This window comes from Bradyrhizobium sp. PMVTL-01 (assembly GCF_051861855.1).
Taxonomy (GTDB): domain Bacteria; phylum Pseudomonadota; class Alphaproteobacteria; order Rhizobiales; family Xanthobacteraceae; genus Bradyrhizobium.
On sequence record NZ_CP193983.1, the window covers coordinates 159,320 to 183,650 of the forward strand.

General features: G+C 59.9%; 17 protein-coding genes and 4 pseudogenes. 4 read left to right on the top strand and 17 right to left on the bottom strand.

Features of this window, described 5'->3' with window-relative positions; genetic code table 11:
• Window positions 1–190: 190 nt before the first annotated feature.
• Window positions 191–400 carry a DUF2934 domain-containing protein gene (locus ACRQ5Q_RS41680; RefSeq protein WP_439400120.1) on the bottom strand — a complete coding sequence of 70 codons (210 nt, stop codon included), beginning with the start codon at window positions 398–400 and terminating at the stop codon, window positions 191–193.
• 363 nt (window positions 401–763) lie between these two features.
• On the opposite strand from ACRQ5Q_RS41680, the gene ACRQ5Q_RS41685 reads away from it, so the two are divergent.
• Window positions 764–988 (top strand): hypothetical protein, encoded by a 225-nt coding sequence (locus ACRQ5Q_RS41685; RefSeq protein WP_439400121.1) that lies wholly within the window; start codon window positions 764–766, stop codon window positions 986–988.
• Window positions 989–1,191: 203 nt separating this feature from the next.
• On the opposite strand, the gene ACRQ5Q_RS41690 is transcribed toward ACRQ5Q_RS41685, so the two are convergent.
• Both ACRQ5Q_RS41690 and ACRQ5Q_RS41695 read right to left on the bottom strand, forming a co-directional pair.
• The gene (locus tag ACRQ5Q_RS41690; protein ID WP_439400122.1) at window positions 1,192–1,446 is read right to left on the bottom strand and encodes a hypothetical protein; all 255 of its coding nucleotides are present in this window, start codon (window positions 1,444–1,446) and stop codon (window positions 1,192–1,194) included.
• Between the two features lie 126 nt (window positions 1,447–1,572).
• The gene (locus tag ACRQ5Q_RS41695) at window positions 1,573–2,358 is read right to left on the bottom strand and encodes a hypothetical protein (RefSeq protein ID WP_439400123.1); all 786 of its coding nucleotides are present in this window, start codon (window positions 2,356–2,358) and stop codon (window positions 1,573–1,575) included.
• 60 nt (window positions 2,359–2,418) lie between these two features.
• Here ACRQ5Q_RS41695 and ACRQ5Q_RS41700 point away from each other — a divergent pair, with 60 nt between their 5' ends.
• Both ACRQ5Q_RS41700 and ACRQ5Q_RS41705 read left to right on the top strand, forming a co-directional pair.
• Entirely contained in the window at window positions 2,419–2,697 is a 279-nt protein-coding gene (locus ACRQ5Q_RS41700; RefSeq protein ID WP_439400124.1) for a hypothetical protein, read from the top strand.
• Window positions 2,698–2,922: 225 nt separating this feature from the next.
• Window positions 2,923–3,447: a hypothetical protein gene (locus tag ACRQ5Q_RS41705; protein WP_439400125.1), complete on the top strand. Its 525-nt coding sequence runs from the start codon at window positions 2,923–2,925 to the stop codon at window positions 3,445–3,447.
• An 800-nt stretch (window positions 3,448–4,247) separates the two neighbouring features.
• Here ACRQ5Q_RS41705 and ACRQ5Q_RS41710 read toward each other — a convergent pair.
• The 14 genes and pseudogenes from ACRQ5Q_RS41710 to ACRQ5Q_RS41775 form a co-directional block, all read right to left on the bottom strand.
• Window positions 4,248–4,805 (bottom strand): VOC family protein, encoded by a 558-nt coding sequence (locus ACRQ5Q_RS41710; protein WP_439400126.1) that lies wholly within the window; start codon window positions 4,803–4,805, stop codon window positions 4,248–4,250.
• Window positions 4,806–4,973: 168 nt separating this feature from the next.
• Window positions 4,974–5,822, bottom strand: a pseudogene (locus tag ACRQ5Q_RS41715) (sensor histidine kinase); the annotation flags it as partial.
• 93 nt (window positions 5,823–5,915) lie between these two features.
• Window positions 5,916–9,123 (bottom strand): annotated as a pseudogene (locus tag ACRQ5Q_RS41720) (GAF domain-containing protein); the annotation flags it as partial.
• A 577-nt stretch (window positions 9,124–9,700) separates the two neighbouring features.
• A pseudogene (locus ACRQ5Q_RS41725) lies at window positions 9,701–9,825 on the bottom strand (cyclase); the annotation flags it as partial.
• A gap of 196 nt (window positions 9,826–10,021) precedes the next feature.
• Window positions 10,022–10,198, bottom strand: a pseudogene (locus tag ACRQ5Q_RS41730) (EamA family transporter); the annotation flags it as partial.
• Window positions 10,159–10,650: an alpha/beta fold hydrolase gene (locus ACRQ5Q_RS41735; RefSeq protein ID WP_439400127.1), complete on the bottom strand. Its 492-nt coding sequence runs from the start codon at window positions 10,648–10,650 to the stop codon at window positions 10,159–10,161. The pseudogene ACRQ5Q_RS41730 and the gene ACRQ5Q_RS41735, both read right to left, overlap by 40 nt.
• Window positions 10,647–12,593 (bottom strand): acyl CoA:acetate/3-ketoacid CoA transferase, encoded by a 1,947-nt coding sequence (locus ACRQ5Q_RS41740; protein ID WP_439400128.1) that lies wholly within the window; start codon window positions 12,591–12,593, stop codon window positions 10,647–10,649. Before ACRQ5Q_RS41740 ends, ACRQ5Q_RS41735 begins: the two co-directional genes overlap by 4 nt.
• Before the next feature lie 4 nt (window positions 12,594–12,597).
• On the bottom strand, window positions 12,598–13,632 hold the full coding sequence (gene phaC / locus ACRQ5Q_RS41745; protein ID WP_439400514.1) for a class III poly(R)-hydroxyalkanoic acid synthase subunit PhaC: 1,035 nt from the start codon (window positions 13,630–13,632) through the stop codon (window positions 12,598–12,600).
• Window positions 13,633–13,691: 59 nt separating this feature from the next.
• Window positions 13,692–14,351 carry a poly(R)-hydroxyalkanoic acid synthase subunit PhaE gene (locus ACRQ5Q_RS41750; protein ID WP_439400129.1) on the bottom strand — a complete coding sequence of 220 codons (660 nt, stop codon included), beginning with the start codon at window positions 14,349–14,351 and terminating at the stop codon, window positions 13,692–13,694.
• Window positions 14,344–15,534: an iron-containing alcohol dehydrogenase gene (locus ACRQ5Q_RS41755; protein ID WP_439400515.1), complete on the bottom strand. Its 1,191-nt coding sequence runs from the start codon at window positions 15,532–15,534 to the stop codon at window positions 14,344–14,346. Before ACRQ5Q_RS41755 ends, ACRQ5Q_RS41750 begins: the two co-directional genes overlap by 8 nt.
• Before the next feature lie 91 nt (window positions 15,535–15,625).
• Window positions 15,626–17,278 carry an acetolactate synthase large subunit gene (locus tag ACRQ5Q_RS41760; RefSeq protein ID WP_439400516.1) on the bottom strand — a complete coding sequence of 551 codons (1,653 nt, stop codon included), beginning with the start codon at window positions 17,276–17,278 and terminating at the stop codon, window positions 15,626–15,628.
• Window positions 17,279–17,468: 190 nt separating this feature from the next.
• Window positions 17,469–18,815 carry an MFS transporter gene (locus ACRQ5Q_RS41765; RefSeq protein ID WP_439400130.1) on the bottom strand — a complete coding sequence of 449 codons (1,347 nt, stop codon included), beginning with the start codon at window positions 18,813–18,815 and terminating at the stop codon, window positions 17,469–17,471.
• A gap of 4 nt (window positions 18,816–18,819) precedes the next feature.
• Entirely contained in the window at window positions 18,820–19,734 is a 915-nt protein-coding gene (locus ACRQ5Q_RS41770) for a DUF1932 domain-containing protein (RefSeq protein ID WP_439400131.1), read from the bottom strand.
• 2 nt (window positions 19,735–19,736) lie between these two features.
• A complete protein-coding gene (locus ACRQ5Q_RS41775) occupies window positions 19,737–21,104 on the bottom strand; it encodes an MFS transporter (protein WP_439400132.1) in 1,368 nt (455 codons plus the stop codon).
• A 191-nt stretch (window positions 21,105–21,295) separates the two neighbouring features.
• Between ACRQ5Q_RS41775 and ydiJ the strand changes: the two genes are divergently transcribed.
• Window positions 21,296–24,328 carry a D-2-hydroxyglutarate dehydrogenase YdiJ gene (ydiJ, locus tag ACRQ5Q_RS41780; protein ID WP_439400133.1) on the top strand — a complete coding sequence of 1,011 codons (3,033 nt, stop codon included), beginning with the start codon at window positions 21,296–21,298 and terminating at the stop codon, window positions 24,326–24,328.
• The last annotated feature ends 3 nt before the right edge of the window (window positions 24,329–24,331 follow it).

The following is a 24,331-nucleotide window of genomic DNA, read 5'->3' on the forward strand; positions in this document are numbered from 1 at the left end:
CATGCTTGCGTTCCGCCCAGCCATCGCCCGTCTTAAGGTTATGGTTTTAATGCAGGCTATCAATATCCTGAGTCAAATGCCTCGGCTGTAAAACGCATCGGACCTTCGCGCTCAATATTTTCCAACGGCGGAAGGCAACACCGATTCATCGAAAACGCTTGTTCCCGGGGCTTGTCGCAGCGCCACGGTCTTAAACCGCGGACTTCTTTTTCTTCGCGGCAGCCTTACGTGGGCTCTTCGCATTCGTCGCAAGAGGTTGCTCGGAAGCCTTGCTCAGCGACGCACTCAAAACCTCGCGCTGGGCTGCCAGCCAATGAGCGTTGGCGTGTCCATGCTGGCAGCCGCCTTCAATCCAAAGATGATAGGCACGTTCACGAACGGCCTGTTCCAGATCGTACATTTAATTCACTCCTTGTCGGCCTAATTCGTCTCAGACCGTCGTCTGTCGCCCACTCCAGCCCCGATTTCCAATGCTCAACCATGATCCTCGATGGTTAATGAAAAGTTACCGAACCGATTGGACGCCAAACGCGGTTTGTCGCGCCAATTTCCTCGTTATCTACAATCCGTTGCGGCTTACCATAACCGACTGCTCTGGCCCTCAGGAGAGACTATCTACGGCGGCTCTGTCCTGGCATCAGCGGAACGAGGGGCGCAGGCGCGCAGGCAAGCCGGCCGGCTCGCCTGCGAAGCCTGGAACAAGCGCATGCTCAGCTTCGGAGGCCCGTGCAGCCGTCACCGGCGCCTTGTCAACTAAGCGGCCATGTCCGTTTGGGCCAACCGGCTCTCCAGCATCGTGATCGTGGCCAAGAGATTGCCGCGTCTGGTTCTCAGAATTCGAGCAAGGATCGGGTACGCGCTATTGGGAGGGATCGGAGATACCCGTCCGCTCCTCGTGTTGAATGTCGCGGTCGAGAAGCTGAACGCGCCAACGCAGATCACCGATGAGCGCCTGACGTTTTATGGTGGTGCGGGGATGGTTCGGTAGCGTCTCTAAACGGGACGTTGGCTGCATTGGTCTGCTCCGGTTTGGTACGGCCTGAAAACGGGCGTTTGGGTTCGAGCAAACCTAAGCAACCCGAATGCCAGCGTGGCCGCAATGAGATCAACATGCGCCCAACCCCGCATAATGTGGCCCACGCGGTTGCAGGCAGCAGCGCGTAACACGGCTCCCTGCAGCAGCACCGGCGTTCAATCGACGTTGGTCAGATGCTTTAGGGTGGCGTTGCAAGCCTCCTCTGCTTCGGCGAGCATTTTGAAGGGCGAGCCGCCGACCTTGATCGCGCCGCCGCCGCCGATAGCTCGGCGCCACGACGCCACGTAGCCAGCGCGCCCGCGAAAGCCGGGGCCAGTAGGGCTCCCATAGGTGATCACGAACGAAAAGCCCTCGCTGTTTGCGCTCCATATTTCCATGTGCTCGATGGCACGGTGGAATTCCAGCGCCATCGGAAGCCGTTCGCCTGTAATGGATCGCGAATTATAGCCTCAAGGTTTGAACGGCGACCCTCGCCCGTCTGTCCGAAACCCGACAAATAGCAAGCTTTTCATTCGTGGTGTGGGAATTGGGACACACTAGCTCGCGGCGCAGCGGCGGCCACCAATCCTACGGGCTTGCCGACCCCCGCACGTTCGGCGCATTCTCCCCCGATGGGCACCAATCCCGCGACAGGCTGTATGGCACCTCAATGCGCATTGCGGCCGAGCAGCCGGCGGAGGCACGCAAGATAGCCGACCGTCTTGCCTGTGAAGCCTGGAATAAGCGTATGCTCGCCTGCGGCGGCGCCGGGCCGAGTGGCGTAAGAGCGAGCTTGAGAAGGCGCAGCGCACGTTGTGCAGTCGCCACGGGCATGGTGGCGTTTTCCCATTGTCGGGCGAAGCGGGAGCGGCCGTCATGGTACGATACTTTGCGAACTTCATCATGAAGACGGTCTGGGTCGGCGGCAACGGCTCAGTCACCGGAACGGAAGCGGAGACCGGCTTGGCTGCCGGGATCGGCGTCACGCCGTCGCGGATCGCGTTTACCATGCAACGCAGCTCAACGAGCGCAAAACCGGCAGCAACTTCGACCTGCGCAGCGGTGTTGCCGATAAAAAGGCCCATTGCGCTGCTTTCCGGGTGAAAGTGAAGCTTCTCCAGGGCGTCGGCGAAGCGCTTGCCAGCCGCCAGATAATCCGGCAGCGCCCGCTCGACGGCATCAAGGTCCTGCGCCAGCTTTTCGCTTGCCGCCTCGCGTTCGACGGTGGCGCGCTCGGCCGCGAGCTTCTGCTCGGCGTCGGCGATCTTGGTCTGCACCTCCGCCAGTGCGTCGGCATACGCTTCACGGGTCACCGCGCAGGTGGCGACGACCGCCGCCTCCAACTTCGTGCGACTTTCTCTTCATTGAGATCGGCTTCGAGGTGATGACGCTGGAGCTTTGCCTTGGCGTCGTCGTGGGCCGCCTTCGCAGCGGAATGGCGGCTGTTCAAGGCCGCGACACGCGTGCGCAGCGAGGCCAGTCCGGCTTCAAGTTTTTCCATCGGTGATTTTCGTTGGTACAATGGTGACATGCCGACAACCCTATGGAGTGCAAAGCGATTTACCGAGGCTCGACCTGTGGCGCACGCCAACGGGGAAGCGATTGTTATGGTGCAAACCAAATACGAACGAGGTTGGCCGCGCCCGCCGTGGATGAAAGACGGAAGTTTTATCGGTGGTTGAAAATCTCGCGACTTCGTCCTTTCGGTGTCCTGTCGCCTGGTGTATCGTTGAAGCATTATTTTGCGAGCTGCCAGAGGGGACATGCCGAGGTCCCCATTGCTTAAGTGGCAGCGACAGGCCACCGGCGGGCACTTCACCTCAATTGGTCAAATTTGCTTTTTGACGGTCTCCACTGCACTCGATGCATCGAGTGCCTACACGAGCGCGTATGAGAGGAGATTTCACATGGACAAACGTTTCATCACCACGGTCGTGTATTCCACGCTCGGGTTCATCGGGGCAACCGGGGTTGCGCAGGCTGAACCGGCGGGGCGTTACGAATGCAGCATTGTCGGTGCCGTGAGCCAAGACCCCATTGGCGACAAAGAAGGGCACCTACTCCGCGGTGTCCAATATTCCTGTCTTGGTGTGGAAGGCCCCGTGAAAGGCGCACTGTACACAGGGGCATCGACCAGTGAGTGGGACGGTCCTCAGGGCACGTATTTTACTGGCGGCGGAATTGTGCGGGCGGCTGGAGGGTTCGCTGTTACGCTACTCACCGAAGGGACGGGGACGGTTATCATGAAGGACGGCAAGCCCGCCGGCGTCGAAAGCTCCGGAAAAGCGCGATACAAGTTCGCCTCCGGCACGCTTGCCGCACTCTCCGGGAAAGCCGTCAGATGGGAGACCAAGCCAATGGGCGTTGGTCGGTTTAGCCTCGAATTGATGACTGACAATGAACCGGGTGTGATCGGCATGAGCCGACAGTAGCAGTTGCGGTAACCATCACGAGAGAACTCCTGTCTTGAGTAGGATTGTCCCCTCACCTCAAGGCAGGAGGGCCGCCCGCGGTCGCGCCCAGCCCTCATACTTGCTGGCTCGCTCCTCAGCGCGTTGGTGCACCTCCGGACCTCGTCGAGCAGTTCCAGTTTGCCAACCATCCATCGGCCTGCGAACTTTATAGCAAGCGGACGGCTCATTTCGGCGCTCAGCTCGCAGCGCCTGCGCAGTTTTTCAACGTCGGCCGCCTGATCTAGGTTCAACAGTTCCCCTCGTAGGATGCGGGCAATCACGCTGCCTTTGTTTTCGCACTGGCGTACCCGATCAGCGAGCCGCCGCGCGCCGTCGGCAATGCGCTCAAGCTCGGTGGCGAGTGTGTTCTGATGATCAGTCATGGCAAGTTGTCGCTTCTCGTCGTTCGTCACTGCCTCGCCCACGTGTTGGCTTGTTCGACTTCATCCAGTACTTCCCAGTATTCCTCACGCAGAACCAACTCGCCGCGCGGGCATCGGACAATGCGAGCTCGGACGCGAAATCACCGTGACCGCCCTTGGCGGCCTGACCATGCTTGATGAGCGCGCGCGACCTCCTGAACGTCGTATTGGCCGCGCGGTTTCTTGGTGAGGACGCCACGATTGAGCGCGCGGTGGAACGTCTACCCGCTGCTGCCGCACCAGTTACAGACCCGTGTCGCGACATATTGCGCTGCCGCCCGAAGTCGTTCGCTATAGGGGCAAAGCAGACATTGCTTTCGTCGCATCACGCCGCTGGGTTTATGGGCACCAACAATCTCAGGTGTAACCGTCGTTCGGGTTGAAGGTCGCACCAGACGCAAACACGCCGGCGCCGGGCACGTAATTAAGCTCAAGCCGGATCCCGTCCGGGTCCTCGAATAGAACATAGTAGTAGCCTGGTGCCCAGGTCCCCTCCAAAGGTCCTCGAACAATCCTGGCGCCGATCTCTTGAAGTAAGGCCGCGCAGCGATCGACGTCTTCTCGGGCCCGGGCACGCAGACATAAATGATGCAACCCGACCCTATCTTGAACAAAGCGCGCGGCTGCGTGCTCAGGAGCACAAGGTTCAATGCCGATTGCGGTCCTGCCACCGACGCAATAGAAAAATTTATCAGTGTCGCAGACCGGCGTCATTCCCATGGCCGGCAGAAGCTTGCCGTAAAACTGTCGCGCCGTGGAAAAATCAGAGACGGTCAGGATGACGTGGGCAATTCCGTTAACGTCAATCATCTCAATAGCCTTCGAGTTTCCGAACAACAGCTTGGTAAGAGTATGGCGCTCGAACTCTGCCGGGTTGATAGGCCGAATTTGAACATCGGCATGGAGTGTTGCCAAGGCCCTGCCCTAAATTACGAAGCGAGGTAGTAAAGCTTAGCGTCTGTCTCGTTTAAGTGGTCCTGCAAAATTATGTCCGAGATGGGGTCAATCTCTGCCTTGGCGGGCTCCAAACGATTGCTTCCGCTGTGGCACTGAAACCAATGAGCGGCTGAGGGGCAAAGGCCGTCATTCCAGCTTCTCGCCGATGATACTGCTCCCATCGCGCGGCAACGTGATAATGAACTCGGTATAAGCGCCGGGCTCAGTCTCCACATCGATCCGGCCGCCATGTTGCTTGACGATGATGTCATAGGTCATTGATAGGCCCAGACCTGTTCCTTGGCCGGTCGGCTTGGTGGTGAAGAAGGGATTGAACATCTTCTCCCTCACCTCAGGTGGAATACCTACCCCGTTGTCACGAATACGAATCTCAATGGCCTTGCCAAGATTCCTGGTGGTCGCGGTAAGGACCGGCTCGAACGCTTCATCACTTCCCTCTTCCTTACGCTTGGTCGCCGCATAGAAGCCGTTCGAAATTAAGTTTAGCAGTGCTCGGGTCATCTCTTGCGGATAAAGGTCGAGCGCGCCGGCCTTCGGATCGAGGTCATGCTTCAGGGTTATCGTGAAGCCAGCCTTTTCGGCTCGGGCGCCGTGATAAGCGAGATTGAGGCTCTCCTCGACGAGCTTGTTAACCTCGGCAGGCCGTCGTTCGGTTGAACCCTCCCGTGAGTGCAGCAGCATATTCTTCACGATGGAGTCGGCGCGCTTGCCGTGCTGCACGACCTTTTCGAGGTTGGTTTTTAAGAGTTCACGGATTTCATCCAACTCCTTTCGTCTGCTGGCCTCATCGCGTGCGGGATTTTCGAAGATATCGGCCATCTCGTCCAGGAGTTCAGCCGATACTTGGGCGAAGTTGTTGACGAAATTTAGCGGGTTCTTGATCTCATGTGCGATGCCCGCCGTGAGCTGGCCGAGGGAAGCGAGCTTCTCCGTCTGGATCAGACGGTCTTGGGCGGTCTGCAGGTCGCGCAATGCATTTTCAGCGGCATCCCGCGCTACGCGAATTGCCTCCTCGCCGCGCTTGCGGTCGGTGATATCCGCGTAGATGAGTACGAAGCCGCCCTCGGGCACCGGATTTCGCCGCACCTCGATGATCCGACCATCGGGGCGTGTGCGCTCGTAGCGCATTTCCCGCTTGTTATCCTCGAGGCTGCGACTCAGCTCTGCCTCAAGATCTGCGGAGTCAAACTCCCCTCGTGGCGAGGTAACGGAAAAGTTCGGCAAAGCTCGGACGGCTGACAAGCAGGGCGTCCGGCAGATCGAGCATCTGCTGCATATTTCGATTCCAGGCCACCAGCTGCCTGTTGGGACCGAACATCGCGACGCCGTCACCCATGTTGTCGAAGGTTACGCGCAGCTCTGCTTGGCGCTCGCGCAATTCCTCAAACAGGCGCGCATTTTCGATGGCAATCACCGCTTGATCGGAAAAACTAGTGGCGAGCTCAATTTCCTTATTGGTGAACGGGTCGACGCGCCTGCGCTGAATCGAAAACATGCCGATCAAGGTCTGCTCGCGCAACAGAGGAATGCCGAGCAACGTGCGGTAGCCGATGATTTTCTGCCCCTCGCCATATGTATATTCTGGATCATGAAATACATCATCGATCTGGATCGGCCGGCCCTCGGACGCCACACGCCCCATAAGCGTACCACGATCAGGCGCAAGAGGATGAGCGAGCAAGAACTCCTTTGCCGCCGCTGAAAGCCCATCCGAGGCCACCACATGATAGCGGTCGCCGATTCGCCGAAACATCGCCGCCTGGTCGGCGCGGCACAGATGCGACACCGTTTGAACGAGCGTGTCGAGAACCGTCTCGAGATCGACGGACGAACGGCTGATGACCTTAAGCACGTCGGCGGTCGCGGTCTGCTGCTGAAGTGATTGGCGCAATTGGTCAAGCAGCCGCCCGTTCTCAATCGCAATCACCGCCTGTGCTGCGAAACCTTGCAGCAAGGAGATTTGCCGGTCGGTAAAAGGTCGGACTTCCCGGCGGTAGATCGTAAAAGCGCCGAGAAGCCCGTCGTTTTTCCGCAACGGTATGGCTAGATACGTGCGGGTTCCGGCAATATCAACCATAGCACGGCGGACCGGGTTGCCCCGCCGGTAGCCTTCGTCATCGGCCGCATCAAGGATGTGAACGAAGCTTTCGCCGCGCACGAGGCGGCCAACGCCCGTTTCGGGACCGAGATAAAAGGTCTTATTCATGACGAGATCGGCCACCGCGGGTGGCATGTTGCGGTTCGCGACGCCTCGGTGCATGTCGTTGCCGAGATAGAGCGTGAGTCCGCCGAAGCTCGCCTCACAGAGCTGTGTCGCCTTTTCGAGAACCGTCTCGAACACCGGAGTTAGATTGCCAGGCGTGCGGTTGATAACTTCGAGGATCTCGGCCGTCGCGGTCTGACGCTCCAGGGCCTCCTGCGTTTCCTTGAAGAGCCGCACGTTTTCGATGGCGATCACCGCTTGGTCGGCGAATGTCTGCACCAACTCGATTTGCCGGTGCTCGAACGAGCCAGCGTTGAACCGGAACAGGGTGATGACGCCGAATGTCTCCCCTTCGCGCATAAGTGGGACGCCGAGGGCGGCCCCCAAGCCCATGAGCTTTTGCGCCTCCGGTCGATTGTAGTCGGAGTCCGCAGCCAGGTCTGGAATGTGGACGGTGTGACCTTCGAGGATCGTTCGCCCGAAAACCGAGCTTCGGTCCGGCTTTGTCGTGTATCTCTTGAAATGTTCGATCCATTCCCGCTTAGCGCCGAACGTGGCCGCAAGCCGGAATTCGCTGCCTTCCCGATAACGGATCGTGCCGATATCAGCTTCGCACAGCCGGCAGGCCGACGAGAGCAGGACATCAAGCACCGTCTCCAGATCGAATGCTGAGCGGCTGATCACCTTGAGCACGTCGGCCGTCGCTGTTTGCTGTTGCAAAGATTCCTGCAAGTCATTGGTGCGCTCGTGCAATTCCCCGAGCAGCCGATTATTCTCGATCGCAATTACCGCTTGGCTAGCGAAATTAGTCAGTAGCTCAATCTGTCTGTCGTTGAAGGCGCGCACCTCTTGGCGATAGACAGTGATTACCCCTATCACTTCTTCCTGCCGTAGCATTGGCACGACAACGATCGTTCGGGCACCAGCAAGTTCGGTTACCTCAACGGATGACGGGTTGCGCTCAAGATAGGCCGGATGCTTACGCATGTCCTCCACTTGAACCACTTGTTTGCCACAAATGGCATCAGCTAGTGAGGTTCGCGGATGGATCCGAATGGCCTTATTCATTCGTGCGGCGGCAAAGGAAGAAGGCGCATTGTACAGCGCCACCTGCCGCAACATATCACCTTCCAATAGGTTCATAGACCCAAACTCGGCTCCGCAAACGCGAGTTGCGTTCTCAAGCATCTTGTCGAACACTGGCGAAAGGTCGCCCGGCGAGCTTGCAATGACCTTTAGTACATCTGATGTTGCCGTTTGCCTCGCTAGCGCTTCCTTGGTCTCGTTGAACAGCCGCGTGTTCTCGATAGCGATGACCGCCTGATCGGCGAACGTGGTCAGCAGCGACATTTGCTTCTCAGTGAAGGGCCGCACCGACAAGCGGGAGAGCCCGAAGGCGCCGATCGGCTGTCCGTCACGCAACAGCGGCGTTCCGACCATGCTGCGATAGCGACCTACCTTTTGCGAGCTAACCAGCTGGTATTCCGGATCGTTCAGCGCATCGATAATCTGAACCGTCGTACTCTCGAGAAGGGCGCGGCCGGTGACGCTGCCGCGTCCCGGTCCAAACGGCGTCCGTTCCAGCTCCTCTTTAAGTTCCTGGGTGAAGCCGTAGTGCGCTTCAAACCGGAAAACACCGGCATCGTCGGGACGCACGATGTGGCCCATGTCCGCGTCACAGATGAGAACAGCCGACTCGACTAGCGCGTCGAGTACTTTCTGTAGGTCGAAGTCCGATCGGCTGATAAGCTTTAGGACTCGAGCGGTGGCGACCTGAAGTTGCGTCGCCTGCTCCAGTTCGCTGAAGAGTCGTGAGGCCCCCGGCGTTCGGCAGGCTTTTGCCCTGACACCGCGGGCGACAGCCTTGCCGGATTTCTTGTGTGCGTGCTCGACGTCACGCGCCCGCGGACCGGACGGCCGGGAAGCACCCTGCCCGCCTGGCTTGTTGTTCGGCGAGCTGCGTTTTGCGGGTCCCCGCCCCATATCCGCTCCGCATACTGTGCTAGCTGAAGAGTATCGGCTTTGCCGCAAAGAGTGTAGGACAAAATGTGGACGGTGTCGCAAAGCGTGCATCGATTATCTACAGCTGGCAAAATCCTGATTTAACAGTTCTTTTCGTCTTACTTGCTACATCGCCGGCATCGCATGTTGAGCGGATCTAAGCTGAACCGTGTATAGAGATTTCGTTAGCGAATGATCCCATGGCTAAGCTGGGTGACAGTGTGGGCTTATCCTCAACGTCTGATTGACGCCCGAACTTCTCGCAAGCGCACTGGCCTCACCGTCCTGCGAACATCAAGCGCCGAGAAAGCCACCTGCAACTTCGGCGCGCGCCGCAACAGCCCTAACTTTCGTTTCGCGACGATGCCGCCGAAGGGATCGTTTCAGGACACGAGTTCAAGCATGCTCAGGACGCGCTTAATGCGAGCCCGAGAACGCTGTTGCTGAGCTTGAGACTGAATTCGTGGCGCCAAATGCAAGTAGCTGCAGATTTTGATTCGAGGCTTTTTGACGGATGCCTGTGCTGCGCCGCGCGAGCGGTTTATTCTAGTCCGCTGGCCCGTTTCTGCCTTCGGCAATGCTGAGATCGAGGTCGGCTTCGGAGGGCGAACCTGGGGGAACGTAGGACGATGCCGCGTGATCGAGTTAAGTCCGTTGACTTATAGACAGCCTCCGCTGTCACGCCTTTCGCTTCTGAACCGGCGCAAACTCGTCATAAACCTTGCGCCAGGCCTTGTAGTCGGAGACTGTGTGTCTGACAAACATCGTCGTCATCGATACCCTCCTCCCTCTAAAGTGCACTAATCTTCTACCCCTGCGCCGATATGCAACAGCGAGCGACATAGGGGCGAAGGGTCAAAGCCTGCCGTCAAGGCTCCGACCCGTGACTGCCGGTGTGCCCCCGAAAGCCGAGCTATCAACAGCAACTCCACTGTGCTGCTCCCAAGCCACAATCGGTAATCTCCCGCCCTCACGCTTCGGTAGCCCCTGCGATACTGCGATTGACGAGCGCCACACCACTGGCAAAGATCAGCATTCCAGCCATCGAAATTGAATCCAGCCGCTCAGCGAGTAGAATGTAAGCGAGCAAGGCGGTCACGGCGGGCACTAGATAGAACAGGGTCGCGAAACTGGTCGCTGCGGAGCGGCCATCCCGATCAACCCACCAAGCGAGGTTCCGACCCAATCCACCTCGGATGCGTCGAGACGCGCGATCAGCGCATTCATGTCTGCGCAATATTGTGGCAGCGAATAGTGATCCGGATTGCTGATCCACCCGCTACGGCCTCGCCCCGGCAAATTCGGACAGATGACACGCCGTCCTTCTGCTGCAAGCCGGTGGGCAAGATGATCAAAGTCGCGCCCCTGCCGCGTCAGACCATGGACACAGATGAGTCTCTTCGCATCTATGGGTCCCCAATCAGTATATGCCAAGCGATGGAAAACCCACCGGCGAGAGCCCCAGTAAATAATTTTCGCGATCTGGCTTCCAAAGCCGGACCGCAACGTGATCGGACAACCCCGGCGCGGCTCTGTACGCCCAGTCCGATGCGTCGGCTGCCGGTTCACCTGAGCCGCCGTTTGAGGCCCGACCTTCACACATCGTCCCTCCGATGGCTCCGTGCGAATGCCTGAGCCTCGGCGCGGGTTTCGAAGATGTGCGGCGCTACGTGACGCTCGGAAAGCCCCTCTCCCAATTTTAGCCGCATGAAGGCACTCGTCGTATAGCGTGAGGCCGAACTGTAGTAGCGCTGCTGGAGATAGGCGATCATCGAGAAGTAGGTATCGCTGACGGCCGGCTCAAGATAGAAGCCGTCGTAATTCGCCACGAGCGCGACCGGTTTACCGACGGCCTGGCAGGCCCGTTCCACCTCTCGGCGGACGAGGTCGACATCCTCGACGGTCCGCACGTCGAATCCCTCGAAATTCACGAATAAGATGTTGCGCTCGGCATCATAGTTGATGCGATCGGCAAGGCCGCGACCGAGCAACATGTGCGCAAGCCCCATTGGCCCTTCGCGGAAGATGCGGGAATCCATCGGGCGAACGTTACGGATCAGTGGCTTGAACTCCATCTGGGCGATGATATCATGATCGATGTCGATGCCGGGCGCGACCTCGATCAGCTCGACGCCAACAGGCGTCCGCTGCAACACGCAGCGCTCGGTGACGTAGAACACCGGCTGGCCGGTCTCGGCAGCATGCTCGCCGCTGAAGGTGATCTGCTCGACCGCGGCAATGAACTTTTTCGCCGATCCCTCGCGCAGGATATGCAGCGAACCATCCTCGACCGCGACCTTCAGGCCGCCGCTGGTAAAAGTGCCGGCGAAGACCAGCTTCTTCGAGCTCTGCGAGATGTTGATGAAGCCGCCGGCGCCGGCGAGCCGCTTGCCAAACCGGCTGACATTGACATTGCCCGCAGCATCGGCCTGCGCCATGCCGAGGCAGGCCAGATCGAGCCCGCCGCCGTCGTAGAAATCGAATTGCTGATTCTGATGGATCACCGCGTCCGGATTGAGCGCCGTGCCGAAGTTGAGCCCGCCCTGCGGCATGCCGCCGATGATACCGGGTTCGGCCGTGAGCGTCAGAAACTGCAGCATGTGCTCTTCGGTCGCGACCGCTGACACGCCCTCGGGCATGCCGATGCCGAGATTGACCACACCGCCCGGCGGAAGCTCGAAAGCGCAGCGCCGCGCGATGATCTTACGCTCGTCGAGCTCGAGCGGCTTGACGCGGTCCATCGGCACGCGTTGCCGGCCGGAGAAAGCGTGGCTGTAGGTCGCACCGTAGGTCTGCACGTGATTGCAGGGTTCAGCGACAACGACGCAGTCGACGAGGATCCCAGGAATCTGCACCTCGCGTGGATTGAGCGAATTGCTGGCCGCGATACGCTCGACCTGCACGATGACGAACCCACGCGAGTTTTTCGCGGCCATCGCCATTGCGAGGTTGTCGAGCGTCAGTGCCTCGCGCTCCATGGTAATGTTGCCCGCGGGATCAGCCGTAGTGCCACGCAGCAGCGCCACGTTGATCGGGAACGATTTGTACCGCAGCCACTCCTCGTTGTTGATGTGCATCAGTTCGACGAGCTCTTCGGTGGTGCTCTCGTTGAGCTTGCCGCCCTGCAGGCGCGGATCCACGAAGGTCTTCAGGCCGACCTTGGAGATCACTCCGGGCCCGCCAGCGGCCACATTGCGGTACAGGTGCGAAATGCAGCCGAGCGGCAGATTGTAGGCTTCGATCCGGTTGGCCAAAGCCAGCTCGCCGAGCTTCGGCACCAACGCCCAATGACCACCTACCACGCGCTTCAGGAGGCCGTCATGCGCGAGGCGGTTGAGGCCGCGATCGGCGGCATCGCCGGGCGCGGCAGCGAACATCAGTGTCAAGTCAGACGGATGGTGAGTTTCGCGGAAGCGCTTCTCCAGGGCGATCAGGAGTTCGTCGGGGGTGCCGATGCCGACAAATCCAGACGTGCAGACCGTGTCGCGATCGCGGATGATGGCGACGGCCTGGTCCGCAGTGACGATCTTGTCCTTTGTCATCTGCCTAATCCCTGGCGGCGAGCCACGCCGATATGCCCTTGCTGAGCGTGCCTTGCGACTTGCTCGACACGAACAGGCCGACATGGCCGCCGGGCAATTCGATCTCCGAATAGTCCGTGGTGCCGACGTGGGCACCGAGCGCTCGCGAACAGGTCGGCGGGATAATGTGATCGTTCAAGGCAAACACGTTGAGCACGGGTGCGGTGAGATTTGAAAGGTCCACGCGGCGTCCAGACAGCTCGAACTCGCCCTTCACAAGCCTGTTGTCCTGGTAAAGGTCCTTGAGCCACTGCTTGGCAGCCTCCCCCGGATGCGCCGGCCGGTCGGCGAGCCATTTTTCCATCCTCAGGAAATTCATCAATTTGGCTTCGTCGTCGACGACATCGATCAGATCAACGTTGTATTTTGTCAGCGAGCGCATCGGTGTCATCAGGGAGAACACCGAGCTCATGAACTCCCCGGGCAGTCCGCCATAGGTATCGACGAGCTTGTCGACATCCGATCGTTCAAGGCTCCGGGTCCAGATATTGAGTAAGCCGTGATGGGTGTTCGGATCGTCGCGGTCAGCGTGAAAATCGATCGGCGTGATGGTGAGCACCAGACCTTTGACCTTGTCTGGATGTAGCGCTGCGTAGCAGGTCGTGAACACGCCGCCTTCGCAGATGCCGAGCAGCGTGATCTTGTCATGACCGGTCTCTCGGCAAATCCGCTTCACCGCAGCGTGAATGTAGTCATCGACGTAATCGTCGATAGTGAGCCACCGCTCGGTGCGGTTGGGCTGGCCCCAATCGATCAGCCAGAGATCGAGGCCTGGGCGCAGCAGGCTGCGCACCAGCGAGCGGTCCTCCTGCAAATCCGCCATGGTGTAGCGGCCGATCAGCCCGTAGGCGAGCAGCACCGGCGTCTTGACTTTTTGCTCGGTAATGGGCGTGTAGCGGAAGAGCTCGACCCTGTCGCGGCGCATGACGAGCGTCTTGGGCGTCGAGCCAACATCGACGTCGTCGTCCTTGATGGTCGAAAGCAACTTGCCGGCCTTCATCAACTTGTCGGTCAGCTCTGCAAACTGACCAGCCGGATTCAACTTGTGCTTCTCGCTGCTCATGCGTGCCCCCGCGATCCCGCCTCGCTGACCCGGCGCTCCAGCGCCCTCACCTCGCGCCTGAGCTCGGTGAGTTGGCGCGTCACCTCGTCGAAGTCGCGCTGCGTCGGGATACCCAGCATGGCCGCGATGGTGTCGGCGATCTCGGATTGCCGGGCGCGAAATTCGATCGCGGCCTGCAGCAATTGTTTCTGCGCGGCCAGGAATTCGTCGGTGCGCTGATTGGCGATCAGTTCCTCGTTGGCAAGTTGGTTCCATGCGCCAAGCTGTTCGCGCCAGCCGGCTTCTTTGGTCTTCTCCTCCGGTGACCTTTGTCTAAACTGCTCCGCCGCACGTACCCAAGGCTTCGCGGCGATGACCTGATAGGCGGCAAGCTTTCCTTGTAGCTCGTTCCAGGCCGCCGTCAGGCTCGCGAGCTTTCGGTCGAAATCGAGCACGTCGGCCAGCCGGGGCCCCTTTGCCATCCGCTCGATGGCCTCGGCGAGATCGTTGCCGGTCATGCCGAGCACACTCTCGGCTGCACGCTTCATGATGAAGGGCAGCATCGAGTTCGACCAGGTCTCGCCGACGCTGGCGGCGGATCCTGCCATCGCACGCCATGACTCCAGCCATTGCGAGGCCATCGAGCCGAACGGATCGGTCTGACCTTTCTCAGCCATGGGAGGCCTTCACGAAGCGGTTGCTGCCGTCGCCGAAGGCGGCACTGTAGATCGCATAGGCGTCGTCCAATGACAGTTCACGGGGATTGTTGACCAGCAGCCGGGTCTGCTTCATCGCGTCCTTGGCGAGTTTCTTCAGATCGTCACGCCCGATCCCCATATCGGCGAGCGAGGCCGGCACCTGGCAGTCGCGGCCGATCGCCGTCATCTCGTCGATGAAAGCACGCGCCTTCTCAGGCACGCTGCCGCGCAGGCCGGGCTTCACAATCTCGGCGAGCTCTGCATAGAGCCCTTCTGCGGCCTGGAGATTGAACTCGAGCACGTGCCGCAGCACTAGCGCGTTCGACAGGCCATGCGGCACGTGAAAGATCGCGCCGATCGGATAGGCCAACGCATGGACCGCAGCGACGGGGGCGTTGGCAAACGCCATGCCGGCCAGCATCGATCCAAGCAACATTTCCGCGCGTGCGTCGAGGTCGCGGCCATTTTGGCAGACCTTGCGCACGTTGGCCGACAGCAGCGCGAGCGCCTGGCGCGCCAACTCGTCGGAAATTGGGTTCTTCTTGACCTTGCTGGTATAGGCCTCGATCGCATGCACCATGGCATCGATCCCGGTCGCGGCGGTGACGTGCACAGGCAGGCCGAGCGTCAATTCTGGATCGAGGATCGCCCAATCCGGGATCAGCACCGGCGATACCACGCCCTTCTTCTCGGTGGTCGGCGTGGTCACGATTGCAATCGGCGTCACCTCCGAGCCGGTGCCGGCTGTGGTAGGCACCAGCAGCAGCGGTAGGCGCTTTCCCTTGGCAAGGCCGACGCCGTAGATATCGTCCAGACGATCCGGCGTTTTGGCGAGATAGGCGACAAGCTTTGCGGTATCGAGCGCGCTGCCGCCACCGATCGAGAGTACCAGCTCGATATCGTCGGCGCGACAGGCGGCGGCCGCGGCCTCGACAATATGCGATGGCGGATCGGCAACCACCTCCTCGAACACGCTGAGCTTGATGCCGGCGGCGGCAAACGAGCCCTCGGCAGCCTTGGTCAACCCCGCGTCACGGACGCCCTTGTCCGTCACCAGCATGACGCGCTTGGCACCGTAGCCCGCGACAAGTTCACTGATCTTTCCCGAAGCGCCTGGCTCGAAGAGGATGTTCGATGGCGCCTGGAAGGTGAATCGTCCAATCATCGTTATCTCCTTTTGGCATCGCGAGTGCGGCAGGGACGTAGCCCACCGGGACAAGGAGCCCGATCGCGCGCCAGCACATCGGTTCTTGTCAGGACGGCTTGACGCCGAGCTTGCGGTTGCGCAGTTCCTCGACCAGCACACGCATGTTCTCGGAATAGTCAATCGCGACATCGACGAGGTGGACGCCGCCGCCCTTGAAAGCGGCCTCCAGGGTCGGCACCAGCCCATCCACAGAGGTGACGCGCGAGCCCTTGGCGCCATAGGACTCCGCATAGCGCACGAAGTCTGGGTTGCCGAAGGTCAGGCCGAAGTCCGTGAAACTGTCGACCGCCTGCTTCCAGCGGATCATACCGTAGGCGCCATCGTTGAGGATCAGCACCACCAGATTAAGCTTGAGGCGGACCGCCGTCTCGAGCTCCTGGCTGTTCATCATGAAGCCGCCGTCGCCGCAGATCGCCATCACGCGACGGTCCGGATACAGCATTGCAGCCATCATCGCCGACGGCAGGCCGGCACCCATGGTGGCGAGTGCGTTGTCGAGCAGCAACGTGTTGGCGACGTAGGTTCGGTAGTTGCGCGCAAACCAGATCTTGTACATGCCATTGTCGAGCGCGACGATGCCGTTCTCCGGGATAACCTGTCGAACGTCGTGAACCAGACGCTGTGGCGTCACCGGCCAACGGTCTTCTCGGTCGCGGTCCGAAATTCGGCTCAAGATTCCTTCACGCAATCCGAGCAATGCACCGTTGTTGTGTAACCGACCCTCCACGCGGTCAGCGAGCAGTTCGAGGCTCGGCCCGACGTCGCCGACGACCTCGCATTGTGGAAAGTAGACCTGTTCGACCGTCGCCGGCGTGTAACTAACGTGGATGACCTGGGGCCCATTAGGACCCATAATGAATGGAGGCTTTTCAATTGTGTCGTGACCGATGGCTATGATGAGATCGGCCTGGTCGATCGCTTCATGCACATAATCACGCTCGGATAGCGCCGCCGTTCCCATGTAGAGGTTGCTGCCACCCGGCACCGTTCCCTTACCCATTTGGGTGGTAAAGAACGGAATCCTTGTCCGCCGCACGAAGCCGCCAATTCCGGCGGTGCTTCGCGGCCGCGACGCCGCGGCCCCCAGCATGATAAGCGGCCGCTTAGCAGATAGGATCATTTCCGCAGCACGATCGAGCGAGGCCCGGTGAGCCACGGGGATTTCGATCGGATGAAGCGGAACGATCGCAACGGGATCCGTCTCCTCGCCAGCGATGTCCTCGGGCAACTCAAGAAGGACGGGCCCCGGACGCTCCTCGGCTGCAATGCGGAAAGCATCTCGCACCAAGGTCGGAATAGTCGAAGTCGAGACGATCTGACGCGACATCTTTGTGAGCGGCCTGAAGGCGCTTACGACGTCAACGATCTGAAAGCCGGCCTGGCGGCTTTTCATGATGCCCTTTTGCCCGGTGATCATGATCATCGGCATAGCGCCCAGCAGCGCATACGCCGCACCAGTCGTAAGATTGAGAGCCCCCGGTCCCAACGTCGTGATGCAGACGCCGGGCTTTCCGGTCAACCTGCCGTAGGTCGCTGCCATAAAGGCCGCTCCCTGTTCGTGCCGGGTCAGGATCAATTCGATGGACGAATTGCGCAGACTCTCGACGACGTCCAGATTCTCTTCTCCGGGAACACCGAAAATGCGGTCGACGCCCTCGTTCTCCAGCGCCTTGACCAGCAAATCAGAACCCTTCGGCATCACGCGTCCTTTCTTGCTCAATTCATCGACTACCGCCTAATGCGGCGATGACTTCCTGTGCTCGCTCGCCGCCCACCCAGGGACGCGAGCTACCGTTCCGGCTCGGAACCCGAGCCGGTCAGAACCTGCCGCGCCAATCCTCAAGTGAGTTTGGCGCAGTCTCCAAATGATATGTCCGTAGCCTTCTTGATCAGGGCTTTACGGTCGCAACATCCGTATCCGCCGCGCGCGTCGCGTTCCGGCCGAGCACCAATACGCTGATGGCAGCGACCGCACACAGCAAAGCAAGCGGCAACATTCCCAGAACAAAACTGCCTGTCCATTCCTTGACGAGGCCGACCACGTTGACCATGAGTCCGCCGCCGATCAGATTGGCGATAGCATTGATGCCGGCGAGACCCGCCGCGAGCGTGCTTGCCGAGAGCCAGCTTGCCGACAGCGCCCAGAATGGGCCCTTGAAGGCATAGGCTCCCACCAGGCAGCAGGTGACCATTATGATCGTTGGAACGACTTCGGTCCCCGTCAGGCCCAGTGCGGCGAAGCCACCCGCCGCGAGCAAGAGTGGAATAGCGGTGTGCCAGCGACGCTCTGCAGTCCCGTCGGAATGGCGGCCCCACAGAACCATCACGACCGTTGCAATGCCATAAGGAATGGCATTGACGAAGCCGGTTTGCAGGTTCGTCAATCCGAACGACTTCAGAAGCTGTGGTTGCCATACCGACAAGACGCTGCCGGTTGCCGACGCACCGGAACAAACAAGCGCCATGACAAGGAAGTACTTATTTGTCGCCAGTTGCCAGAGCGAGAGATGCCCGACCGGCTTGCGCATGGCGGCCTCGGCCTCTATGCGTCCCGTCAGCCACTCCCTTTCTTCGGTTGTGAGCCATGTCGCCTGCGCCGGCTTGTCGGTCAAGACGAACAGACAGGCAAAGCCGAGAAGCACGGTGGGCAATCCCTCCAGAATAAAGAGCCACTGCCAGCCGCGCAGGCCGAGCATGCCGTCGAGTTCAAGCAGACTGACGGATAGGGGTGACCCGAGGAATGTCGCAAGCGGAATCGAGACCGTGAAAGTCGCCAAGATACGCGCCCGATATTGCGACGGAAGCCAATACGTCAGGTAGAGGACTGCGCCGGGAAAGAAGCCCGCCTCCGCGGCACCGAGCAGGAACCGCATTGCGTAAAGCGAATACGGCCCGACAACGAGGGCCATGCACGCCGTCACAAGGCCCCACGTGATCATAATACGCGCGATCCAGCGTCGGGCGCCCACCTTCTGAAGCGCCAAATTGCTAGGAACTTCAACGAGAAAATACGAGACGAAGAATAGACTCGCGCCAAAGCCGAACACCGCGGGAGTAAGACCGAGATCCTTGTTCATCTGCAGAGCAGCAAAGCCGACATTGACGCGGTCCAGCAACGCGAAGAAATAGCAGACCATCAAAAAGGGTACGAGGCGCAGGATCACCTTGCGCATCGTCGCCTTTTCAAACTGGTCCAGATCTGTTCGAACGCTCGCCACATCCACCTCCCTATTCATCGCCCTATTCGGCTGCTCTTGCTTTGCTCTGCATCTTCTCGACGATCGCATCGATGGCGATTTTGTAGTTGGCCGGCACAACGCCCTTGAAGTGGTCCTTCAGACCCAAGCTTTCCTTCCACCGCAGGCGGGCCGCGATCGCACGCGCCATGATTGGCTCGACACCGGCGTCTGCGACGGCATCCGCCGACATCTCAAGCTCCTCCGCGCGGCGCTTGGCGTGGATCACGCCGGACGGCGTGAGGCTGTGGACCGTATCCATGAAGGGCCGCGCCAGCGTCTTGGAAGCAGAGGCGAGGACGACCTCGTCGATCCCATATTGACGGGCTGCCAGCAGCATTTCATCCGTCAGCGCCTCAATGCCCTTGATAAGGACGGAACGGATAATCTTGATACCGGATGCAGTCCCGAGAACTGGCCCGGTGAATTCGATCTGCATGCCCCACGGGACGAGCCAATCCCGAACGCGCTCGCCGGCGGGACCGCTCGACAGCATGCGCATCGAGTAACCATGGAGCGGCGTTCCCTCGATCGAGCCGTCGCCGAGAAGCGCGCCGCTTGACGCAAGCTTGTCCGCGACGCTCTTCTTGATCTTCGGAGTGGCGGACGCGAAGTCGAGAAAAGTGTGCCGATCCGTGATAAATGGCGCAAAAGCGTCGGCACTTTCCAGCGAAGCGGAACCTGGCGTTACACTGAAGATCAGCTCGGCCGCGTCAGCGAGTTCCTTGTTGGATTTCACAAGCGTAACGCCAGCTGCTTTGGCGCGCTCCTGAATGAGGTCCGCGTAAGGACCATTGAAGGCGTACTTATCGTAGCAGAAGATTTCTTGCAGGCCGGCTTCGCGCAACCCCTTTCCAAGCGTACTGCCGATTTCACCGTAGCCAACTAACCCGAGACGAAACTGCTTCTTGTCGCTCATCGTCAAACTCCTTTTGACATAGTGGAAATCGGGTGGACGCCGCCGCCAGCCACTGCCGGCTGCGGTTGTCGGAGACTGATCCCGACGACCCGAATGAGGATCGCGGCCAAGGTCAGAAATGCGCCCACTGAGATCAGTGCCCACGCAAAGCTACCCGTCGACTCGCGGATTTCACCGATAAGGTACGGACCGACAAAGCCACCAAGATTGCCGATCGAGACTATAAGGGCGAGCCCTCCGGCGGCTGCGCTGCCGGTCAAAAAGCTAGATGGTATCGGCCAGAATGTGGATTGGTAACACATGATCCCAACGACCGCGCCGCAAAGAGCTATGATGGAAAGGAGCGCCGAAGACGTCGCCAGACCGCAAGCGACCAGAGAAACGGCGCCCAATATGAGGGCCGAAGCCACGAACCAGCTTCGCTCTCCGCCCTTATCCGACAGCCTGGCCCACAACATCATTGCGATGGCGCCGCAAATGTAGGGGATCGCGGCGATGAAGCCGATCGTCACGACGCCAAAGCCGAAGCCCTTCAGGATCTGCGGCATCCATAGTCCGAGCCCGACCGAACCAATGATGGCGCAGAAGTTGACGACCGCGCACACAAGAACGCGCCAATTGGTGAATGCGTCCCTCAATCTCGTGGGATGCTTGGAAGCGATGTACTGGCGCTCACTCGCAAGCACGCTGACGAGCCAGGCGCGCTCGTCTTCGGTCAGCCAATTGGCTTGTTCGGGTTTGTCGGTGAGCGTGAAGAGACAAACGAATCCGAGGATAGTCGCAGGCAGACCCTCGAGGATTAAAAGCCACTGCCAACCGTGCAGTCCAGCAACGCCGTCGAGGGCCAAGAGGGAGCTTGATATCGGCGCTCCGATGATGTTGGCGATCGGGATGCCGAGCAAAAACGCGGCTGTCGCCGTACCGCGCACACGCGCCGGGAACCAGTACGTGAAATAGAGGAATACACCCGGCGTAAAACCAGCCTCACCAAGACCGAGCAGAAAGCGCATGACGCCGAAGCTCGTGGGGCCAACTGCGAATGCGGTGCAGGCCGAGAGCAAGCCCCATGTAATCAGAATGCGAGCGATCCATTTGCGGGCGCCGACCGCCTGAAGGGCCAGATTGCTCGGCACCTCAGCCAAGAAATAGCCAAAGAAGAACAGTCCGGCGCTCCACCCGAATTCGGAGTGCGAGATCCCGATGTCCTTGTTCATCGTGAGGCTGGCGATCCCGACGTTCACCCGGTCAAGATAGGCGATGATGTAACAGATGAGCAGGAACGGCACGATCCGCCAAAGCACCTTGGACAGGATCCGCTCTTGCACTGCGGTAAAATCTGTGCCGGTCGACGCGGCAGGACTGCTCGGCATCTACTCCCTCCCTCGGCCAGCGTTACCCCGGCCTGTCTAAGCCCAATAACCCAAAGAGGGACGACTTGCAATCTTTTTTGAAACGGTGTTTCATTTTGCGGGCCGCGGCGATAAAGCGCTGGACTATCGCCTAGGCCCCGAGTTTTCATGAAAAAGCAGTGCGCTGCGCGGGTTACGGGTAGGAACGCAAAATGCTGCCACGCATTTCCGAGGTACCGACCTCGACTTCCCTGCATATCGATCTCGCCACGGAACTTCGTGTGCGGGGGTTCGAGGGAGACCTTGCGCCGGCATACGGCGACCGGATCGTCTCGGCGACCGACAACTCGATCTACCAGCTTCTTCCGCAACTCCTGGTCTTCCCGCGCACGATCGAGGATCTGACGCGCATCGCGCACGCGCTCGGCGATCCGCGCTTCGAGGACATTGTGTTCGCACCGCGTGGCGGCGGAACTGGCACCAATGGTCAGTCGCTGACGAACGGTGTGGTGGTGGACGTCTCTCGCCACATGAACCGGATTCTGGAGATCAATCCGGCGGAAGGCTGGGTGCGGGTGCAGGCCGGGGTCGTGAAGGACCAGCTCAACGCCGCACTCGCCGAATATGGGCTGTTTTTCCCGCCCGAACTTTCGACCTCCAATCGGGCTACGGTCGGCGGCATGATCAGCACCGATGCATGCGGCCAAGGCTCGTGTTTGTACGGCAAGACGCGCAATCATGTGCTTGAGCTAACGTGCGTCCTACTGGACGGCACGGTCTGGAGGTCGCGGCCGCTTGAAGATGAGGAACTCCGGCAGATCCAGCAACGAAAGGATCGCGTAGGCGCCGTCCACAGAGTGGTCGATGCCATTCAGCGCGAGCAATCGGATTTGATCGCTGCCCACTTCCCGAAGTTGAACCGTTGCCTCACAGGCTATGATCTGGCGCATATCCGCGACGACGCCGGCCGCTTCAACCTCAATTCGATCCTTTGCGGCAGCGAAGGCACGCTTGCTCTGATTGCGGAAGCAAAGCTGAACGTCGTACCCATTCCAAAACACAGCGCGCTGGTCAACGTGCGCTATGACAGCTTCGATGCCGCCTTACGGGACGCGCAGGAATTGATGCGGTTTGGCGCGGCCTCAATCGAAACCGTCGACTCGAAAGTGCTGGGCCTTGCACAAGGCGACGTCATCTGGGATTCGGTTCGGCAATACTTCCCGGACGACGATGGACAACGAGCTACGGGTGTGAACCTGGTCGAATTCGTCGGTAACTCCGAAGCGGAAGTCGAAAACCCAGTTAGCCGGATAACGCAGGCGTTTGCATCAGCGAACCATTCGCATGGGCGGCGCGGCTTCACCGTTGCACGCGGCCACGCCGACGTGAACGCAATCTGGGAGATGCGCAAGAAGTCGGTCGGGCTGCTCGGCAACATGCAGGGTGACAAGCGACCAATCCCGTTCGTGGAGGATACCGCGGTCCCGCCCGAGCATTTGGCCGACTACATCTCGGAGTTTCGCGCAGCCCTGGATGCCCGCAGGTTGAGCTATGGCATGTTCGGCCACGTGGATGCCGGCGTGCTTCACGTTCGTCCGGCCATCGATATGAAGGATCCACAACAGGAGATCCTCATTCGGGAGGTGACGGAAGACGTTGTCCGGATCACCAAAAAATACGGCGGCCTCCTCTGGGGCGAACACGGCAAAGGTGTACGCTCTGAATTCTCTCCGCGCTTCTTCGGTCCGCTATACCCCGCGCTACAATCGATCAAGGTAGCGTTCGACCCCCGTAATCAACTTAACCCCGGAAAAATCGCGGCACCCGAGGGCGGCCATCTGCTCTCGATCGATGGGCTGGTCACGCGAGGACAACTCGACAGGACGATCCTCGGCCCAACACGCACCGCCTACGACGAGGCGTTGCACTGCAACGGCAATGGCGCGTGCTTCAATTGGGATCCCGACGAAGCGATGTGCCCGTCCTATAAGGCAACGCGCGATCGCCGGCACTCGCCAAAGGGACGGGCTTCCCTCACCCGCGAATGGCTTCGGCAATTGGCCATCATGGGTGTGAATGCCGAAGCCGAAGCCGCAGCGCTGCGAACAGGATCGGGCTGGCGCGACTTGCTGGCCAGAATGCGTAACACCTGGTCTTCGGAACAGGACTTTTCGCATGAAGTCAAGGATGCGATGGACGGCTGCCTCGCGTGCAAATCCTGCAGCGGGCAATGTCCGATCAAGGTGGACGTGCCCTCCTTCCGCGCCAAGTTTCTCGAACTCTATCACGGTCGCTATCTGCGGCCTGTTCGCGATCACATGGTGGGCTCGCTTGAGGCAATGCTGCCAACGATCAGCAAGATCGGCGGCCTCTATAATCTGATCCTTGCAACACCAATCGGTCGTCTCGCCATGCGCACGATCGGGCTGGTTCATACGCCGAAATTCTCGTCCCTGTCGATGCGGCGGGAACTGAAAGCGCGCGGAATCAAGATTGCGAGTGCTGATGTGCTCAAGGGCTTGTCTGCCGAGGAGCGGGCGCGGAGTGTAGTGCTGGTCCAGGACGCATTCACCAGCTGGTACGACCCAGAGATCGTTTTGGCAGTCCTCGATCTCATGAAGGTCATGGGATTCCAACCGTATGTGACGCCCTTCCTTCCCAATGGAAAGCCACTGCACGTACATGGCTTTCTTGGTGCGTTCATCCGGACGGCGGCTCGCAATGCAGCCATGCTGCGAGACCTCGCCGCTACCGGCGTCGAACTGGTCGGGGTCGACGCATCCATGACACTGACCTACCGGTCCGAATACATTATGTTGCCGGATGCAGACCGGCCGCCTCCTGTCCACCTCGTGCAGGAGTGGCTGGCTGGCCACCTCGATTCAATTCCCGAGGGCGCTAAATCCGACGAGGAATATCTGCTGTTGCCGCATTGCTCGGAGCGCTCGATCGCCTTGACCAGCCTGCGGCACTGGCAATCGGCTTTTGCCGCCGCTGGCGCCCGCCTGCGTGTTTTGTCGTCGGGGTGCTGCGGGATGGCCGGCACCTACGGCCACGAGGCCGAGCACCGAGCCACATCTGAGAAAATCTACGAAATGAGCTGGGGAGGGCACGTCGGGAAATGGGCGTCGGGCGGCCGCCTGGTCGCGACCGGCTATTCTTGCCGCTCCCAGGTCAAACTGATCGACCGGCAGACGTTACACCATCCGGCGCAAGCCTTGCTGGTCTGCCTGCGCGGGAGCTGATCG

Bases quoted from the DNA above. Each gene is read 5' to 3' on its own strand.
- ACRQ5Q_RS41680 (WP_439400120.1), bottom strand. From the start codon at position 400: ATGTACGATCTGGAACAGGCCGTTCGTGAACGTGCCTATCATCTTTGG.
- ACRQ5Q_RS41685 (WP_439400121.1), top strand. From the start codon at position 764: ATGTCCGTTTGGGCCAACCGGCTCTCCAGCATCGTGATCGTGGCCAAG.
- ACRQ5Q_RS41690 (WP_439400122.1), bottom strand. From the start codon at position 1,446: ATGGCGCTGGAATTCCACCGTGCCATCGAGCACATGGAAATATGGAGC.
- ACRQ5Q_RS41705 (WP_439400125.1), top strand. From the start codon at position 2,923: ATGGACAAACGTTTCATCACCACGGTCGTGTATTCCACGCTCGGGTTC.
- ACRQ5Q_RS41740 (WP_439400128.1), bottom strand. From the start codon at position 12,593: ATGACAAAGGACAAGATCGTCACTGCGGACCAGGCCGTCGCCATCATC.
- phaC (WP_439400514.1), bottom strand. From the start codon at position 13,632: ATGAAGGCCGGCAAGTTGCTTTCGACCATCAAGGACGACGACGTCGAT.
- ACRQ5Q_RS41750 (WP_439400129.1), bottom strand. From the start codon at position 14,351: ATGGCTGAGAAAGGTCAGACCGATCCGTTCGGCTCGATGGCCTCGCAA.
- ACRQ5Q_RS41760 (WP_439400516.1), bottom strand. From the start codon at position 17,278: ATGCCGAAGGGTTCTGATTTGCTGGTCAAGGCGCTGGAGAACGAGGGC.
- ACRQ5Q_RS41765 (WP_439400130.1), bottom strand. From the start codon at position 18,815: ATGAATAGGGAGGTGGATGTGGCGAGCGTTCGAACAGATCTGGACCAG.
- ACRQ5Q_RS41770 (WP_439400131.1), bottom strand. From the start codon at position 19,734: ATGAGCGACAAGAAGCAGTTTCGTCTCGGGTTAGTTGGCTACGGTGAA.
- ACRQ5Q_RS41775 (WP_439400132.1), bottom strand. From the start codon at position 21,104: ATGCCGAGCAGTCCTGCCGCGTCGACCGGCACAGATTTTACCGCAGTG.
- ydiJ (WP_439400133.1), top strand. From the start codon at position 21,296: ATGCTGCCACGCATTTCCGAGGTACCGACCTCGACTTCCCTGCATATC.